The organism is Actinomycetospora rhizophila, assembly GCF_042657905.1.
GTDB lineage: Bacteria > Actinomycetota > Actinomycetes > Mycobacteriales > Pseudonocardiaceae > Actinomycetospora > Actinomycetospora rhizophila.
On sequence record NZ_JBHSKG010000003.1, the window covers coordinates 48,055 to 64,254 of the forward strand.

15 protein-coding genes and 1 pseudogene are annotated in these 16,200 nt (G+C 76.4%); 7 read left to right on the forward strand and 9 right to left on the reverse strand.

The features are described 5' to 3' along the window. Positions 1–14: 14 nt before the first annotated feature. The 3 genes from ACFPK1_RS07675 to ACFPK1_RS07685 are packed head-to-tail and all read right to left on the reverse strand — an operon-like array spanning position 15 to position 2,191. The gene (locus ACFPK1_RS07675) at positions 15–797 is read right to left on the reverse strand and encodes an N-formylglutamate amidohydrolase (protein WP_378020332.1); all 783 of its coding nucleotides are present in this window, start codon (positions 795–797) and stop codon (positions 15–17) included. Between the two features lie 21 nt (positions 798–818). Continuing rightward, entirely contained in the window at positions 819–1,736 is a 918-nt protein-coding gene (locus ACFPK1_RS07680) for an SCO6745 family protein (RefSeq protein ID WP_378020333.1), read from the reverse strand. 14 nt (positions 1,737–1,750) lie between these two features. Further along, complete coding sequence (locus ACFPK1_RS07685; RefSeq protein WP_378020334.1) at positions 1,751–2,191, reverse strand: hypothetical protein; 441 nt, start codon at positions 2,189–2,191, stop codon at positions 1,751–1,753. 114 nt (positions 2,192–2,305) lie between these two features. On the opposite strand from ACFPK1_RS07685, the gene ACFPK1_RS07690 reads away from it, so the two are divergent. Further along, entirely contained in the window at positions 2,306–5,110 is a 2,805-nt protein-coding gene (locus ACFPK1_RS07690; RefSeq protein ID WP_378020335.1) for an ATP-binding protein, read from the forward strand. Here the strand turns inward: ACFPK1_RS07690 and ACFPK1_RS07695 are convergent. From ACFPK1_RS07695 to ACFPK1_RS07705, 3 genes are all read right to left on the reverse strand, one after another. Next, positions 5,073–5,345 (reverse strand): hypothetical protein, encoded by a 273-nt coding sequence (locus ACFPK1_RS07695; RefSeq protein WP_378020336.1) that lies wholly within the window; start codon positions 5,343–5,345, stop codon positions 5,073–5,075. The two genes, ACFPK1_RS07690 and ACFPK1_RS07695, sit on opposite strands and share 38 nt — an antisense overlap. Positions 5,346–5,432: 87 nt before the next feature. After that, a complete protein-coding gene (locus ACFPK1_RS07700; protein WP_378020337.1) occupies positions 5,433–6,449 on the reverse strand; it encodes a phosphotransferase family protein in 1,017 nt (338 codons plus the stop codon). After that, the gene (locus tag ACFPK1_RS07705) at positions 6,446–7,444 is read right to left on the reverse strand and encodes a zinc-dependent alcohol dehydrogenase family protein (RefSeq protein WP_378020338.1); all 999 of its coding nucleotides are present in this window, start codon (positions 7,442–7,444) and stop codon (positions 6,446–6,448) included. The genes ACFPK1_RS07700 and ACFPK1_RS07705 overlap by 4 nt, the downstream gene beginning before the upstream one ends. 119 nt (positions 7,445–7,563) lie before the next feature. Here ACFPK1_RS07705 and ACFPK1_RS07710 point away from each other — a divergent pair, with 119 nt between their 5' ends. From ACFPK1_RS07710 to ACFPK1_RS07720, 3 genes are all read left to right on the forward strand, one after another. Next, a complete protein-coding gene (locus ACFPK1_RS07710) occupies positions 7,564–8,247 on the forward strand; it encodes a TetR/AcrR family transcriptional regulator (RefSeq protein ID WP_378020339.1) in 684 nt (227 codons plus the stop codon). Further along, the gene (locus tag ACFPK1_RS07715) at positions 8,244–9,425 is read left to right on the forward strand and encodes a cytochrome P450 (protein WP_378020340.1); all 1,182 of its coding nucleotides are present in this window, start codon (positions 8,244–8,246) and stop codon (positions 9,423–9,425) included. Before ACFPK1_RS07710 ends, ACFPK1_RS07715 begins: the two co-directional genes overlap by 4 nt. 66 nt (positions 9,426–9,491) lie before the next feature. After that, positions 9,492–10,136: a thermonuclease family protein gene (locus tag ACFPK1_RS07720; RefSeq protein ID WP_378020341.1), complete on the forward strand. Its 645-nt coding sequence runs from the start codon at positions 9,492–9,494 to the stop codon at positions 10,134–10,136. Positions 10,137–10,313: 177 nt separating this feature from the next. Here the strand turns inward: ACFPK1_RS07720 and ACFPK1_RS07725 are convergent, their stop codons facing one another. Continuing rightward, positions 10,314–11,705 (reverse strand): FAD-binding oxidoreductase, encoded by a 1,392-nt coding sequence (locus tag ACFPK1_RS07725; protein WP_378020342.1) that lies wholly within the window; start codon positions 11,703–11,705, stop codon positions 10,314–10,316. A gap of 106 nt (positions 11,706–11,811) precedes the next feature. Here ACFPK1_RS07725 and ACFPK1_RS07730 point away from each other — a divergent pair, with 106 nt between their 5' ends. Genes ACFPK1_RS07730 through ACFPK1_RS07740 form a run of 3 tightly spaced genes read left to right on the forward strand, consistent with a single transcriptional unit; the run spans position 11,812 to position 13,806 of the window. After that, entirely contained in the window at positions 11,812–12,384 is a 573-nt protein-coding gene (locus ACFPK1_RS07730) for a superoxide dismutase (RefSeq protein ID WP_378020343.1), read from the forward strand. A 25-nt stretch (positions 12,385–12,409) separates the two neighbouring features. Next, positions 12,410–12,775, forward strand: a complete 366-nt coding sequence (locus tag ACFPK1_RS07735; RefSeq protein WP_378020344.1) for a hypothetical protein — start codon at positions 12,410–12,412, stop codon at positions 12,773–12,775. A gap of 17 nt (positions 12,776–12,792) precedes the next feature. Beyond that, positions 12,793–13,806, forward strand: coding sequence for an NAD(P)-dependent alcohol dehydrogenase (locus tag ACFPK1_RS07740; protein ID WP_378020345.1), 1,014 nt, complete (start codon positions 12,793–12,795; stop codon positions 13,804–13,806). Between the two features lie 71 nt (positions 13,807–13,877). Here ACFPK1_RS07740 and ACFPK1_RS07745 read toward each other — a convergent pair whose 3' ends face one another. Together ACFPK1_RS07745 and ACFPK1_RS07750 are read right to left on the reverse strand one after the other, a co-directional pair. Next, positions 13,878–14,558 carry a hypothetical protein gene (locus ACFPK1_RS07745; protein WP_378020346.1) on the reverse strand — a complete coding sequence of 227 codons (681 nt, stop codon included), beginning with the start codon at positions 14,556–14,558 and terminating at the stop codon, positions 13,878–13,880. Between the two features lie 174 nt (positions 14,559–14,732). After that, a pseudogene (locus ACFPK1_RS07750) lies at positions 14,733–16,160 on the reverse strand (dihydrolipoyl dehydrogenase family protein). Positions 16,161–16,200 lie beyond the last annotated feature (40 nt).

Consider the following 16,200-nt stretch of genomic DNA (forward strand, 5'->3'; position numbering starts at 1 on the left):
CCGCTGTGCACTGCTCAGAAGGGCGCGTGCCGCCGCACGAAGTTGACGATCCCGTCGGCCAGATCCTCGATGAGGAAGTCGCGCCGCTCGCCATCGTCGCGAACGGGGCGCGCGACCTCGACCTGGACCGCGGCGAGACGTTGGCCGTAGTGGCGGACGGTGAAGCCGCCGTTGACCGCCGACGTCTCCGTATCGGCGGGCTTCGCCGGTGAGACCCGGAAGCCGTCGAAGCTCGCGCCGCTCGATGTCTGATGGCGGGCCCACGTCAGCAATCCGTGGAGTCCGTGCTGGTGGAACAGCGCGGTCCGGTCGAACCACGACGGGAGGGTCGCGCCGTTGGCGGTGCCGAGGTAGACGTCGGCCGGGTCCTCGGCGATGACCCCGGTGCCGTGGATGTCGAACATGAAGCCGCGGCCGTCGTTCTGCTCGAGGATCTGGTCGATGTACTCGTCGACGCGCCGGTGGTACTCGTCGTAGTACTTCTCGGCGTCGTCGTCCACGAACGCGCATCGCCGTGCTCGGTTCGCGTCGACGACTCCCCGGCTGAACTCGGCGATCACCACGTAGGGGGACAGCCCGGTGCGTTCGAGGATCCGTCTCGCGACGGCCTCGGTGATCTCGCGCGTCCGCACATCACGGGAGGTGTTGACGTCGCAGTCGTCGGGGCTCGTCTCGGCGGTTCGCTGGTCGACGCCGGGCGGGGTGGACCCCCCGTCGTGAGGAGACGTCAGGATCACCGGCAGGGTCCCGCGGTGGCGGAGCACCAGGTTGCGCCGGGCGAAGGTCATGAGCTGCATCGATGTCTCCGTCGGATCTCGTCAGCCGGCCAGCCGCTTGGCCGGGTCGGGCGGCGCGGCGTCGAGCTCGACCAGCGCGTCGGACCACTCGCCGAGCTGTTTGGTGACCGCCGGCAGCTCGTCGCCGATCGCGTCCACCACGGCCTGCTGCATCGCGTCCGTCCGCCCCTCGAGGTCGGCGCGGTGCCGCAGGCCGGCGTCGCTGAACCCGTCGCCGTCAAGGAGCCCCCGCTCCCGCAGCCCGGCCACCGCCGCGTCGATCTGCTCCGGGCTCCAGCCGCGCGACGGCGTGTAGGCGCCCAGCGGGTAGCCGCACCAGAGCTCGGTCAGCACGTTCATCTGCACCGGGTCGAGCCCGTCGACCGCGCACACCGCGAGGTGCGAGTCGCCCCGGTGCTCCCGCAGCACGTGGCAGGCGTGCACGAGGCCGGCGAGCGGGTCGGACGGCCAGGGCTCGGCCGTCAGCCCGGTGAACAGGGGCCGCGCGGTGCCGTCGGCCGCGTCGATGCCCCGGCGCAGGGCGCGGACCACGCCCGCGGCCTCCGCGTCGATGTCGCCGAGCAGGCGGCGCAGGGTCGCGCCCGGCGCGTCGATGCGGACCCGGACGACGTCGGCGAGCGACGCCGCGGCGACCCCGGCCTCGTACTGCGGGCCGACCAGGCCCGGCGCGAACACGCCGAGCGCCCGCACGGCGACCGCGGTCGGCGGCGTCCCCAGCGGCGCCGTGCGCTCGCGGACGTAGGCGGCGAAGTAGTCGTCGAGCCCGACGGCCGCGTAGCCCTCGGCCGCCTCGGGCGACCAGATCGACAGGCAGGCGACCGCCTCGATCGCGTCCCGCAGGGCCCGCGCCGGCGACGGGTCGCGGCGCGCGGGCGGGTCGGCCGGGCGAGGCCGGTCGGGCGGCGCGAAGAACAGGCCGCGCATCGTCGTGTAGTCCACTCGGTGCTCCTCGGTCAGTGGTCGGAGAGGGCGTGCCAGACGAGGGCGGCGGAGGCCGGGTCGGGCGCGGTGAGCACGCCCTGCACCCGGGCGACCTGGGCCACGAGCTCCTCCGGCTCGCACCCGTGCACCGCGGCCTCGCGCTCCAGCACGGTCGCGAGCACGTCGCGGGCACCGCCCGCCCGCCGGCGGCACAGCGAGCGCCCGAGCGTGCGTGCCGCCCAGCCGAGGAGGTCCAGGGCCTCCCAGTCGGCCGGCACCGGCCCCCGTGTGGCCGCCGTCCACGAGCGCAGCGTCATGCCGTGCGTGAGCGGCACGGGCAGCGGGACCCCGCCCTCGACCTCCTCCTCGCGCAGGGCGAGCAGCAGGCCCGACACCTGGCCCAGCGCGGTCGTCCACTCACGCTGCGTACCGACCGCCGCCGTTCCGGTATCCGGTACCTCCGTGTCGCCCATCTGCCGACCCCCCCAGGTCTTGTCCGGTACGTCCGGTCAGCACGACGCTAGGGAGAGGGCCGCCCCCGCAGCGTCGGGGACGACCCCCGAGGAACCCCCCGAGGAGAGGCGGCGATGACGGCGGTCCTGGAGCGCGAGGACGAGCTGGCGGCGGCCGGCGAGCTGGTGGACCGCGTGCTCCGGGGCGAGGGCGGACTGCTGCTCGTCGAGGGCGACGCGGGGATCGGCAAGACCACGCTCGTGCGCGCCGCCCGGGACCTCGCCCACGGTCGCGGCCTCCCCGTGGCCGCCGGTCGCGGTGCCGAGCTGGAGCGCGACCTCGCCTTCGGCGTCGCCCGCGAGCTGCTCGTCCCGGTGGTGGGGCCGACGGGGTCCGGGGCGGCCGCTGCCGTGCTGTCGCCGAGTGCGCCGCCGACGGCCGGCGCCGACCTGTTCGCCGTGCTCCACGCCCTCTACTGGGCGGTGGTCGACCGCGCCGCGCAGGGCCCGCTGCTGCTGATCGTCGACGACGTCCACTGGTGCGACGTGCCGTCGATGCGGTTCCTCGCCTACCTCGCCCGACGCCTCGAGGGGCTGCCCGTCGCGCTGCTCGTCGCGGGGCGCCCGCTCACCCTCGACCCCGCCCGCAGCGAGGTGCTCGACGCCGTGGCCCGGGAACCCGGCGTCCGGGTCCTGCGGCCGGCTCCGCTGTCCCCGGCCGGGACGCGCACCCTCATCACCGACGTCCTCGGGACGCCCGAGGGCGGGTTCGAGGACGCGTGCCGCCGCGCGACCGGCGGCAACCCCTTCCTGCTGGGGGAGCTGCTCGTCGACCTCCGCCGCGACGGCACGACACCGCGCGACACCGAGGTCGACCGCGTCACCGCGGCGGTCCCGCGGGAGGTGGAGCGGTCGGTGCGCGCCCGCCTGGCGGCGCTGGGGCCGGCGGCGGCGTCCCTGGCCCGTGCCGCGGCGGTGCTCGGCGACGGTGTCGACGCGCGCCGCGCCGCCGAGCTCGCCGGCACCCCGTCCGAGGACGCGGGCGCGGTCGTCGACGCCCTCGTCGAGGCGCGCGTCCTGGCGCCGCGCCGCGGGGCCGCGGGGCTGGCGTTCCTGCACCCGCTCGTGCGCTCGGCGGTGGAGGCGGGCGTCGGGCCCTCCGAGTGGGCCGAGGCCCACCGGCGCGCGGTCCAGGTCCTCACCGCGGCGGGGGTCGACGGCGACGGTCTCGTGCGGCACCTCCTCGCCGCCCGCCCGACCGGGGACCCCGCCGTGGTCGCCGCGCTGCGCGCCGCCGCCGGACGGGCCACGGCGCGCGGCGTGCCCGAGAGCGCGGCGGTGCTCCTGCGCCGGGCGCTGGACGAGCCACCCGCGGGCCCCGGCCGGTCGGCGCTGCTGCTCGAGCTCGGGTCCGCGGAGATGCGCGGCGGGGACCCGGCCGCGCTCGACCACCTCCTGGCGGCCGCGGACGAGGCCACCGACGTGGACGCGCGCGCGGTGGCCACGCTCGTCCTCGCCCGCGTCCTGCTGCACGCGGGGCGGGGCGTCGAGGCGGTGCGCCGGCTGGGCGCCGCGCTCGACGAGCTCGCGGCGGGGGAGCGCGCCCTCGAGCTGGAGGCCGAGCTGGTCACCGTCGCGACCCAGGACCCCGCCACGCGGCCGGTGGCGGAGGCGCGCCTCGCGCGGCGGACCCGTGATCCGGAGCCCGCCACCCGGGGCGGCTGTGTGCTGCTCGCCGCCCTGGCGGTCCAGGAGGTCATCGTCGAGGGGTCGAGCGCGCGTGCGCTGGCCCTCGCCGAGGCGGCCCTGACCGGCGGGCACCTGGTGCGGGAGCCCGTGATGGCCCGCCTGCCCGCGGTCGGGATCACGCTGACGACGGCGGGGCGCCCCGCGCGGGCGGTGGCGATGTGGGACGAGGTGATCGCCGTGCTCCGCCGGGGCGGCGACGTACGCGGCGTCGCGCTGGCGTCGGCGTTCCGGGGGTACGCGTGCACCTACACCGGTGACCTGGCCGCCGCGCTCGCCGACACGCGCCTCGCGGTCGAGCTGATGGAGCGCGACCCCTCGCAGGTGCTCGCCCGGGGGTTCGCCGTCTCCTGGCTGGTCGAGGCGCTCCTCGACACGGGCGAGCTCGACACCGCCGACGAGCTGATGGCGGCGCACGCGGGGCTGGTCGGCGGGCCCGCCTCGTCGGCCTCGTACGCCCTGCGCGCCCGTGCCCGCCTGCGCCTCGCCCAGGAACGCCCCGACGAGGCCGAGCGCGACCTGCGCGAGTGCGAGCGGCTCCAGGCGGCCACCGGTGCTCGCGGTGGTGCGGTGTCCCGGTGGCGTCCGCCCCTCGCGCTGGCCCTCTACGCCCAGGACCGGGCGCCGGCGGCGCGCGCGCTGGCCGCCGAGGCGGTCGCGGCGGCCGAGGCGTGGGGTGCGCCGCTCCCGCTGGCCGAGGCGTTGCGCGTCGCCGGAGAGGTGGCCCCGCGCGGCGAGGGGCTCGCCCTGCTGCGCCGGGCCGTGGACGTCGCGGCGGACGCGCCGCTGGAGCGGGCCCGGGACCTGCTCGCGCTCGGGCGGGCGCTGCACCGCGCGGGGAGCCGCACCGAGGCGCGGGACGTGCTGCGCCGGGCTCTGGACACCGCGTCCGAGCGCGGCGCGACCGCCATCGCGCGGGCGGCGCAGGACGAGCTCGTCGCCACCGGCGCGCGGCCCCGGCGGACCCGGACGTCGGGGGCGGAGGCGCTCACGCCGACCGAGCGCCGGGTGGCGAGCGCTGCCGCGGCCGGGGCGACGAACCGGGCGGTCGCGCAGGCGCTGTTCGTCTCGGAGAAGACGGTCGAGACGCACCTGGGGAGCGTCTACCGCAAGCTCGGCATCACGGCGCGCTCGCAGCTGGGCGACGCGCTGGGGGTCAGCGCGCCGTCGCCAGCTGCGGGTACCAGGCGCTGATCTCGAGGTCGAGGTCCGCGAGGTCGGGGTGGGCGAAGAGCGCGGCGTCGTCGGGGCTCAGGCGCTGCGGGCGTCGTCCGCCGGTGGGGCATCCGTCCTCGTGGCGCAGGGGGTAGAGCTTCCACACGCGCACGGACTCGCAGTAGTGGCACTCGCCGGTGATCATGGGGACCTCGGGCAGGTCGGCGCTGGGGGAGCGGTCCCCGCACGCCGACGCCGGCGCGGGACCCGCCACCAGTGTGGTGCCCGAACGTGCCCCCGCGATCCCGCTCCGTGACCGCCCCCACGGTGTGACGCGCACCCGGCCCCGAGATCGCCCGGGTCAGCGCTCCAGGTCCGCCAGCGCCGTCTCGGCCTGCAGGATGATCGCCTCCGGGCCGGTGACCTCGTCCGGGTCGGCGTCGGCGCCCATGTCGCCCGCGCGGTAGCGGGTCCACACGCCGGCGTGGATGCACGCCGCGCGCCAGCGGGCGAACGCCAGGTAGTAGGCGATGTCGACGTCGCCGGTGCCCGTCGCCTTCGTGTACCGCGCGATGAGCTCCTCGCGCGTCGGGTAGCCCCCCGCCGGCGTGGGGCTGGACAGTGCCTCGGGCACCGTGTCGCCCGGCTGGCTCCACGACACGAGCAGGTGCCCGAGGTCGCAGAGCGGGTCGCCGATGGTCGCGAGCTCCCAGTCGAAGACGGCCACCGCATGCCCGTCGGCGTCGTAGGAGATGTTCCCGGGCCGGAAGTCGCCGTGCACGATCCCGACCTCGCCCTCGGGGATCCGCGCGGCGAGGGCGTCGTGGGTGGCGTCGATGGCCGACAGGTCCTCCATCGCCGACGAGTGCGCCTGCCGGTGCCAGCGCTTGAGCTGGCGGGCCACGAAGTTGCCGGGGCGCGACAGGTCGTCGAGCCCGACCGCGGACGGCTCGACGTGGTGCAGCGCGGCGAGCACGTCGATCGTCGAGGTGCCGACGTTCGTGCGTGCTGCCTCGGGCACCTGCTCGCCGGACTCGCGGTCGTTGAGGACCTTCCCGGGCGCGAAGTCCATGACGTAGAGGTCGGCGCCCCACACGTCGTGGTCGTCGCAGAACGCGCGCGGCGTGGGGACCGGCACCTCGGTGGGGTTGAGCGCCGAGAGGAACCGCCACTCGCGGCCCATGTCGTGGGCGGTCTCGAGGACACCGCCCAGCGGCGGGCGGCGCAGCGCCCACGCGTGCCCGCCCTCGTCGGTGACCCGGAACGTCAGGTTGGAGCGCCCGCCCGCGATGCGCGTGAAGTCCAGGGCGCCCTCGACCTCGTCGACATTCGCCCGGAACCACCGGATGACGGCCTCGGGGATCTCCTCGCCGCTCACCGCGCACCCCCCGGGAGCAGGACGATCTTGCCGACCTGGGTGTTCGACTCGAGGTGACGGTGGGCGTCGACCACCTGGTCGAGGCCCTCGAACACCCGGTCCACCTGCGGGGTGAAGGCGCCGTCGCGCAGGCCCGCGCCCACGAAGGCGCCCGCGCGGCGCAGCCGCTGTGCGTCGTGTGTCATCGCGAACAACGTATAGGCCCGCATCCACAGATCGGGCAACGTCTCGGCCGGGAACGGCGTCGGCTGCCCCGAGAGCAGCCCGTGGATGGTCAGGATGCCTCCCGGCGCGGTGGCGCGGGCCAGGTCGGCGACGCCGGGCCCGGCGACGGCGTCGAAGACGTGCTCGCAGCCGCGCCCGTCGGTGATCTCCAGGACGCGCTCGACGAGGTCCTCCTCGCCGGTCGCGACGACGTGCGCGGCGCCCGCCTGCTCCAGCGCCGCGGCCTTGCTGCTCGACCGGCTGGTGGCGATCGGGACCGCGCCGACGCGCCGGGCGACGGCGAGCGAGGCCAGCCCGACGCTCGAGGTCGCCGCCGTGACGAGGACGTGGTCGCCGGCGCGCAGCCCGCCGGTCTCGACGAGCCCGCCGTAGGCGACGAGGAACGGCATCCACACCGCGGCGCCGTCCACCCAGCTCGTCGCGTCGGGCAGCGGCACGACCGCCCGGGCCGGGACGACGGCCCGATCGGCGTAGACGCCGTAGTCGTTCATCGAGAACGCCGGGACGACGCTGACGCGGTCGCCGACCGACCACTGCGTGACGCCCTCGCCGAGCGCGGCGACGGTGCCCGAGCACTCGTAGCCGAGCCGCGCCGGGAGCCGGGTCTCCTCGATGTAGGTGCCGCGGCGGAACATCGACTCCGCCCGGTTGAGCCCGATGGCCGCGACGTCCACCGCCACCTCGCCGGGCCCGGGCACCGGGTCGGGCTCGTCGGCGAGCTGCAGCACGTCGGGCTCGCCGAGCTCGGAGAACCGCACCGTCCTCGTCATGGGCGCAGAGCCTGCCCTCTCGACGATCACGGCGCGAGGGCTGTCGCCGCGCCGTCCGCGGGTCTAGCGTGACCCGTGACCGGAAGAGGAATCCGGTCACAGGTCGAGGGAGGACGTCGGTGGGCCGGGTGGCGCAGATGCTGGACGCGGCGGGGGACCTCCTGCTCGCCCACTCCTACCGGCGCGTCACCGTCGACGACGTCGCCCGCCGGGCCGGCGTCGGCAAGGGCACCGTGTACCTGCACTTCGCGAGCAAGCTCGAGCTCTTCGCCGGGGTGCTGGTGCGCGACTCGCTCGGGGTCACCGAGGACCTGCTCGCCGCCCTGCGGGCCGACCCCGCGCAGGCCGCGCTCGACGCGACGATGCGCACGTCGTTCCTCGCGGTGCAGCGCCGGCCGCTGACCCGGGCGCTCTTCGCTGGCGACGTCGAGCTGCTCGGCGCGATCGCGACCGACAGCAAGACCGGCCTCGAGATCGTCACCGACAAGACCGAGTTCGCCCGCGAGCACTTCGCGCTGCTCCACCGGCACGGCCTGCTCGCCGACGACCCGGCGACGACGCCCGACCTGCCGTACCGGCTGAGCGCCGCCTGCATCGGCTTCTTCCTCGACCACCTCGTCCCGGCCGGCGCCGGGATGGACGTGACGGCCCGGGCCGACGCCCTCGCCGCCGTCGTCCGGGCGGGCTTCACCCCGCCCGGCGCGCCCGACCCGGCCGCCCTCGCGGCGGCGGCCACCGAGCTCGCCGCGCTCTGCGAGCGCACCCTCCACCACCTCACCGCGGCCCTCCCGGAGGAGCCATGACGACCACCCTCGACCGCGACCTCCCGCCCGACATCGCCGACCTGCCCGCCGTCCTCGACTGGCTCGCCCGCCTGCGCACCGACGCGCCGGTGTGGCGCGACCGCTTCGGCATGCACCACGTGACCCGCGCCGCCGACGTCGAGCTCGTGCTGCGCGACACCGCCACGTTCAGCTCCGACTTCTCGGCGGTGATTCCGCAGGCCCAGCAGATGAGCAAGGGCATGCTCACCCGGCTCGACCCGCCGGAGCACGGGGCGCTGCGCCACCTCGTCAGCCGGTCGTTCACCCCGAAGCGGGTCGCCGGGCTCGAGCCGCGCATCCGGGAGCTGACCCGCGCGATGCTGCCCGACCCGCCGGCGGCGTTCGACCTCGTGGACACGCTCGCGTTCCCGCTGCCCGTCACCGTCATCGCCGAGATGCTCGGGCTGCCCGCCGCCGACCGCGGGCGCTTCCGGGCGTGGGCCGACGGCCTGTTCTCGATGCAGGTCGACGACCCGAAGGAGGCGGTCGACGACCCGGCGATCCGCGACGCGATCGGGGAGATCACCGGCTACCTCGGCGGCTGGTGCCGCGCCCGGCGCGCCGAGCCGGCCGACGACCTCATCTCGGCGCTGGTCACCACCGAGGTCGACGGGCGGGTGCTCGACGACGAGGAGGCCGCCAACTTCTCGATGCTGCTGCTGTTCGCCGGGCACATCACGACGACGCTGCTGCTGGGCAACGCGGTGCGGGTGCTCGACGCCCACCCCGGCGCGTGGGAGGCGCTGCGCGCCGACCCGGCGACGATCCCGGCGACCGTCGAGGAGGTGCTGCGGCTGCGCCCGCCGTTCCCGATGACCGCCCGCGCCACCACGCGCGACGTCGAGATCGCGGGCGTCACCGTGCCGGCGCGCTCGATCGTCATGCCCTGGCTGCTCTCGGCCACCCACGACCCCGACGCGCACCCCGACCCCGAGCGCTTCGACCCCACGCGCCCCGGCATCGGCGGCGGCGCCCAGACGGCGTTCGGCCACGGCATCCACTTCTGCCTCGGCGCCCCGCTGGCCCGCCTCGAGGCGCGCGTGGCACTCGAGGAGATGACCGCTCGCTACGCTGGGCTGTCCGTGGGCGAGGGGGAGCAACGGCCGTACACGGGTCGTGTGCTCGGCACCCGCCGTCTCCCGGTCGTCGCGACCTGATCGGGTGACCGCCGGTCCTGGTGACCGAGCGTCGACTACACATCACGATCAGTCACGATGTGGGGTGTGTCCCGCGTCGCGCTCGCCCGCCTCGTCCTCGGTGTCGCCGTCGCCGTCGCCGCGGCGGGCGCCGCGCTGACGATCGCGACGGGGAACGCTCCCACCACCGCTCCCGCGCCGGTCACGGCCCCCGACCCGGCCGCGGCGCTGGCCGGCCTGGACGCGCCGCCCGAGGGGGAGCGGGTCGTCGTCGAACGGGTTGTCGACGCGGTCACCCTCGACGTCCGCCTGCCCGACGGCGGCCCGATCGTGCGCGTGCGCGCGCTCGGCGTGCAGCCCCCCGGCGCCTGCTACGGCGAGCAGGCGACGTCCTTCGCCTCGCGCGTGCTCGACCGCCGCGCCGTGCGCCTCGTCGGCGCCACCGGCCCGGCCACCGACCGCTTCGACCGCCGCCTCGCCACGGTCACCCTCGACGGCGGTGCCGACTACGGCGTCCTCGCGGCGGAGGCCGGCATCGCCCGCGCCTACCCCGCCGACGCCGCCCCGGCCGCCATGCCCCCGATCCGCGCCGCCCAGGACCGTGCCCGGCTCGCCGAGCGCGGCGTCTGGGGCGCGCCGTGCCGGGGCGCCGAGACGCCGGACGCGCCGGCGAGCACCAGCACGACCACCAGCACGACCACCACGACGACCCCGACCGCCGGCAGCTCGTAGCGAGTCCCGGTGCCAGCAATGCGGCGTTGCTGGCGTCTCACGCCGGGATCGCCACATCGTCGTCGGCACGACACGCCGCGGGCCGCGCGCAGCGACCCCGGGGCCGGCGGGCGAGGGCGTCCCTCGCTGCCTGCCAGGCGCCCAGGGAGTCCCTCGCTCCCGACGGGGGAGCCGAGCTCAGACCACCTTGCCCGGGTTGAGGATCCCGTGCGGGTCGAGCGCCGCTTTGACCGCCCGCTGCATCGCCAGCACCTCGGGCGCCTGCTCGCGCTCGAGACCGTGGCGCTTGAGCAGCCCGACGCCGTGCTCGCCGGTGACCGTGCCGCCGAGCGCCAGGGCGTCGGTGAGGATCTCCTCGAACGCCTCCTGCGCGCGGCGCCGGGCCGGCTCGTCGCCGATCGGCGTGATCAGCAGCGGGTGCAGGTTGCCGTCCCCGGCGTGGGCGATGTTGGCGATCGTCGTCCCGTGGCGCCGGCCGATCTCCTGGATGCGCCCGAGCATCTCGGGCACCGCGGCCCGCGGCACGCACACGTCCTCGGTGAGCACCGGCCCGAGCCGCTCCAGCGCCGGGTAGGCCAGGCGGCGCGCGGCGAACAGCGCCTCGGCCTCCTCGGCGTCGGCGGCCTGCGCGGCGAAGCTCGCCCCCGCCGCCTCGAAGTGGCGCAGCATCTCGGCCGCCTCGGCGTCCCCGGCCGCCCCCGGCGCGTCGGAGCGCCCGAGCAGCACGACGTCGGCCTCCGCGGCGAGCCCCATGTTCTTCCAGGCGTCGACGGCCTCGAGGCACGTGCGGTCGACGAGCTCGAGCGCGGAGGGCGTGAGCCCGGCGGCCGTGATCGCGGCGACGGCGCGCCCCGCGTCGACGACGGAGTCGAAATACCCGGCCACCGTGTGCTCGGGCGCGCGGGCGGGCCGCAGCTTCACGGTCACCTCGGTGATCACGCCGAGCGTGCCCTCGGAGCCGACCATCAGCCCCGCCAGGTCGAGCCCGGCGACGCCCTTGGCGGTGCGCCGGCCGAGCCGCACCAGCTCGCCGAGCCCGTTGACGACCTGCATCCCGAGCACGTAGTCGCGGGTGACGCCGTACTTGACGCAGCACACCCCGCCGGCGTTGGTGGCGACGTTGCCGCCGATCGTCGACCAGGGCGAGCTCGCGGGGTCCGGCGGGTACCACAGGCCCTGCTCGGCACAGACCGCGCGCAGGTCGTCGTTGACCACCCCGGGCTGCACCACCGCGAGCCGCTCGGCGCCGTCGATCTCGAGCACCTCGGTCATGTGCTCGGTGGACAGGACGACGCTGCCCGGGGTCGCGTTCGCCCCGCCCGACAGGCCGGTGCCCGCCCCGCGCGGCACGACGGGGGTCCGGTGCTCGAGGCAGGCGCGCACCACGCCCTGGACCTCCGCCGCCGTGCGGGGGCGCACCACGGCCAGCGGCAGGGCGTGCGGCGCCCACTCGGCGTCGTCGTGGGCGTAGCTCGCCAGCACGTCCGGGTCGTCGATCACCCGCCCGGCGGGCAGGGCCGCGACCAGCTCGGTCACGACGGCGGTGGACGGTGCGGCGGCGGTGCTCATCGGTGCGCATCCCCCTCGGCTCGGCCGGTCCACGGTAACCCGAACGGGACGACACGCCGCGTCGTCGATCGACGACCGAACGTCCCCGGACTGCCAGGATTCGCCCGTGCCGCGCCCGTTCGTCCGTCTCGCGCTCCTCCTCGGCGGGGCCGCCCTCGCGGCCTCCTGCGCCGGTCCGCCCGCGGCCGCCGCCAGTCCGCTGGTCACCCAGGGCGTGCTCGCCCCGTCCGGCCCGGCGGTGACCTACGACCCGGCGGCCGCGCCCGAGGGCGCCCGGCTCGCGCTCGAGGTGACGGCCCACCGCGGCGCGACCACGGCGACGTTCCGCGTCGAGGGCATGGTCCCCGACCGCGGCTACGCCGTGCACGCGCACGTCCGCCCGTGCGGCGCGACCGGCGCCGACGCCGGCCCCCACTACCAGGACCGCATCGACCCGGCGGCGACGCCGGAGAAGCCCTCGTCCGACCCGGCCTACGCCAACCCGCGCAACGAGATCTGGCTCGACCTGCGCACCGACGCCATAGGCGCGGGGACGGCGACGACGACCGTGCCGTTCGGGTTCACCGACCGGGCGCCGGCGTCGGTGGTCGTGCACGAGAAGGAGATGACGGCGACGGCCCACGGCCAGGCGGGCACCGCCGGCGGGCGTCTCGCCTGTCTCACCTCGGTGTGGCGGTGATCGGCGCGGGATAGCGTCGGGGGCGATGAGCACCGCGGGGAAAGGACCCACCCTCACCGTCTGCCGCGACTGCTGCTGCGGCACCACCCGCAAGCACCCCGGCGTCGACCACGCCGCCCAGCTCGCTCGCTTCCGGGCGGCGGCGCCGGTGCGCGTCAGCGACTGCCTCGACGCGTGCGCCTACTCGAACGTCGTGGTCGTCTCGCCCTCGAGGGCCGGGCGGGCCGCCGGGGCGCGGCCGGTGTGGCTGTTCGGGGTGCTCGACGCCGACACCGAGGACGAGCTGACCGCCTGGATCGCGGCAGGCGGCCCCGGGATCGCCGACCCGCCGGGGATGCTCGACCTGCGCATCTTCACCCCGGCGCGGAGGATCCGGTCGGCAGTGACGTAGCGCGGAGGGAGGGCGCCGTGAGCGCCGAACAGCGGGTGGCCGTGCTCCGGGAGCCCGAGCACATGACCGTCGAGACGCGGCCGGTGCCGACGCCCGGACCCGGCGACGTGCAGGTCGCGGTGCGGGCGGTCAGCGTCTGCGGCTCCGACGTGCACTACTACGACCACGGGCGCATCGGCGGCTTCGTCATGCACGGCCCGCTGGTGCTCGGGCACGAGACGTCCGGGGTGGTCAGCGCGGTCGGCGAGGGCGTCGAGACCCCGGCGGTGGGTACGCGCGTCGCGGTCGAGCCGCAGCGCAACTGCGGGCGCTGCGACCAGTGCGTGCAGGGCCGCTACCACCTGTGCCCGTGGATCTCGTTCTTCGCGACGCCGCCGGTGGACGGGTCGTTCGCGCAGTACGTGACGGTGCCCGCCGGGCGCGCCCACCCCGTGCCGGACGCGCTCTCCGACGACGCCGCGGCGATGATCGAGCCGCTCGCGGTGGCGGTGCACGCGGCGGGCAAGGCCGACATCGGCCCGGGCACGCGCGTGTTCGTCAGCGGCGGCGGGCCGGTCGGGCTGCTGTGCCTGCAGGTCGCCCGGGCCCGGGGCGCGGCGCGGGTGACGCTGTCGGACCCGGTGGCCCGGCGCCGCGAGGTGGCGCTGCGCTTCGGGGCGGACGCGGTCGTGGACCCGGGGGCCGGCGACACGGAGATCGAGCCGGCCGACGTCGTCCTCGAGTGCACCGGCGTCCAGGCCGCGGTCGACCTGGCGATCGCCGCCACGGCGCCCGCCGCGACGGTCGTCCTCGTCGGCACCGGGGCGCAGGTGACGCTGCCGCTCGACGTCGTCCAGGGCCGCGAGCTCGTGGTGAAGGGGACGTTCCGCTACGCGCACGTCTACCCGGCCGCGATCGCGATGGCGGCGTCCGGGGCGGTGCGGCTCGACGAGATGGTCACCTCGCACCACGACCTCGACGGCGCGGTCGACGCGCTGCTCGCCGCGCGCCGCGACCCGGACGCCATCAAGGCGGTCGTGCGACCGGGCTGAGACACGCACCGCGGACACGCCATCGGCCGGCACCGCAGGAGCGGTACCGGCCGGTGGGGGCGCGGGGGAGGTCAGGCCGCGATGTTGCTGACGACCTCGCCGGCGCGGCGGGCGAAGCCGCGGAGCTGGTCGCCCGGGCGCTGCTGCTCGCTGGCCTGCGCCGAGAGCACGACGAGCGCACCGGTCAGCGCCGGGACCGCGTACTGGAGGGCGTGGAGCTGGCGGTTGGCGCGGGCCGCGTCCACCGGCAGCTGCTCGGCCGCGGCGCTGACGGTCTGCCCGACGCGCTTGTCGGCCTCGCGGACGGACTCGCCGAGGCTGCTGTCGCCACCCTGCTTGGCGGTGCCCGACGGCACCGGCGAGGTGGTCGACGACGAGACGCCGCCCGCCTGGTGGACCACCGCGTCCTCGACCTTCTTGCCGACGAGGCGGGTGTAGGCCGAGGCGGCGATCGCGGCGGCGGTCAGCGCGAGCTTGGCGTTGACGGTGCCGGCGTGGCCCTTCTGGGCCACGGCGCGCTTGCGGTTCTCGGCGAGCAGCCCGGCGCCACCGACGACGTGGGCGCCGATCGCGAGGGCGTTGACCGGGCTCCACTTGGCCCAGCCGATGCTCGACACGCGGTCGGCGGTGCGACGGTCACCGGCTTCCTCGGCCGCGGCGTTGAGGCCCGCGAGACCGAACAGGGAGCCGCCGAACCAGGCGGCGAGACCGACGTCGTGCATGGCGTGGAGAACGGTGTTGCGCGTGCTCAAAGGAGCTCCTCTGCTCGTGGGGGCTGTCTCACGCGGACGCGTCAGCGCGCCGCGGGGCGACCACGGCGGGCGTGAGGGGGAGGCGGGGCGGCCCCGCCGGGGAACTGGGCTGATCTGCTCAACCCGATACAGGGGCATAACCGCCGGGGGCCGCGCCCAACCGCGCGACGGGCATCACAGGCCGTACGACTCGAGGAGCCGCAGCCACACCTCGCTCATCGTCGGGAACGACGGGACGGCGTGCCACAGCCGCTCGAGGGTCACCTCGCCGACGACCATCACCGTCGCCGCGTGCAGCATGTCGGTGACGTCCTGGCCGACCAGCGTCGCGCCGACGACCACCCGCCGCTCCCGGTCGACGACGATCGTCGCGAGCCCCGAGTAGCCGTCGGCCTGCAGCGCCCCGCCGGCGGTGGCGCCGATGTCGTAGCTGACGACGTCGACGGTCAGGCCGGCGTCGCGCGCGGCCGCCTCGGTGAGCCCCACCGACGCGACCTGGGGGTCGGTGAACACGACCTGGGTGACCGCGGTGCGCTCGGCGGTGGTGGCGGTCTTCGCGTAGGGCCGGTCGAGCTCCTCGGTCTCGCCCTTGGAGCGCGCGACGAGGACGTCGGCGCAGGCCCGGGCCTGGTACTTGCCCATGTGCGTGAGCTTCGCGCGGTCGGTGCAGTCGCCGACGGCGTGCAGCCACTCGCCCTCGACGCCGGTGACCAGGGTGGTGTCGTCGACGGCGAGCACGTCGCCGTCGCCGAGCCCGACCGTCTCCAGCCCGAGGCCCGTGGTGCCCGGTCGCCGTCCGGCCGCGACCACGAACTCGTCGGCCTCGACGGCGGTGCCGTCGTCGAGGTCGGCGTGCACGGTCGACCCGTCGCGGCGCACGGCGCGCACCGAGGTGCCGAGCCGCACGTCGACGTGGTCGTCGCGCAGCGCGGCGAGGACCCGCTCGCCGGCGGCCGGCTCCATCGTGGGCAGCAGGCGCTCGCCGTGCTGCACGAGCGTCACCGCGGAGCCGAGGCGCTGCCACGCGGTCGCGAGCTCGCAGCCGACGGCGCCGCCGCCGAGGACGATCATCGAGCCCGGGACCCGCGGCGCGGAGGTCGCCTCGCGGTTGGTCCAGGCGCCGACGTCGCCGATGCCCTCCACCGGCGGCAGCGTCGGCGCGCTCCCGGTAGCCACGACGACCGCGCGGGTAGCCGCGAGCGCAGTGGTCGTGCCGTCGGTGTGGTCCACCTCCACGCGCCGTTCGCCGACGAGGCGTCCCCGGCCCCGCACCAGCAGGGCGCCGGTGCTGCCGATCCAGTCCGCCTGGGAGGAGTCGTCGAAGTGCTCGGTGAACGCATCACGGCGGTCGAGGACCGCGCCCGCGTCGACCGGTCCGTCGAGGGTCTACGCGACCCCCGGCATCCGCTCGGCCGCGGCCCGGACCTCGACCGGACGCAGCAGGGCCTTGCTGGGCATGCACGCCCAGTAGGAGCACTCGCCCCCGGCACGTTCCGCCTCGACGATGGCCACGGACAGCCCGGCGCGCGCGACGCGGTCGGCGACGTTCTCGCCGGCCGGTCCGGCACCGAGCACGATGACGTCGGTCTCCTGGGTAGTCACGGGCCGGGGGCTGCCACGGGCCCCGGCGACCGGAAACGTC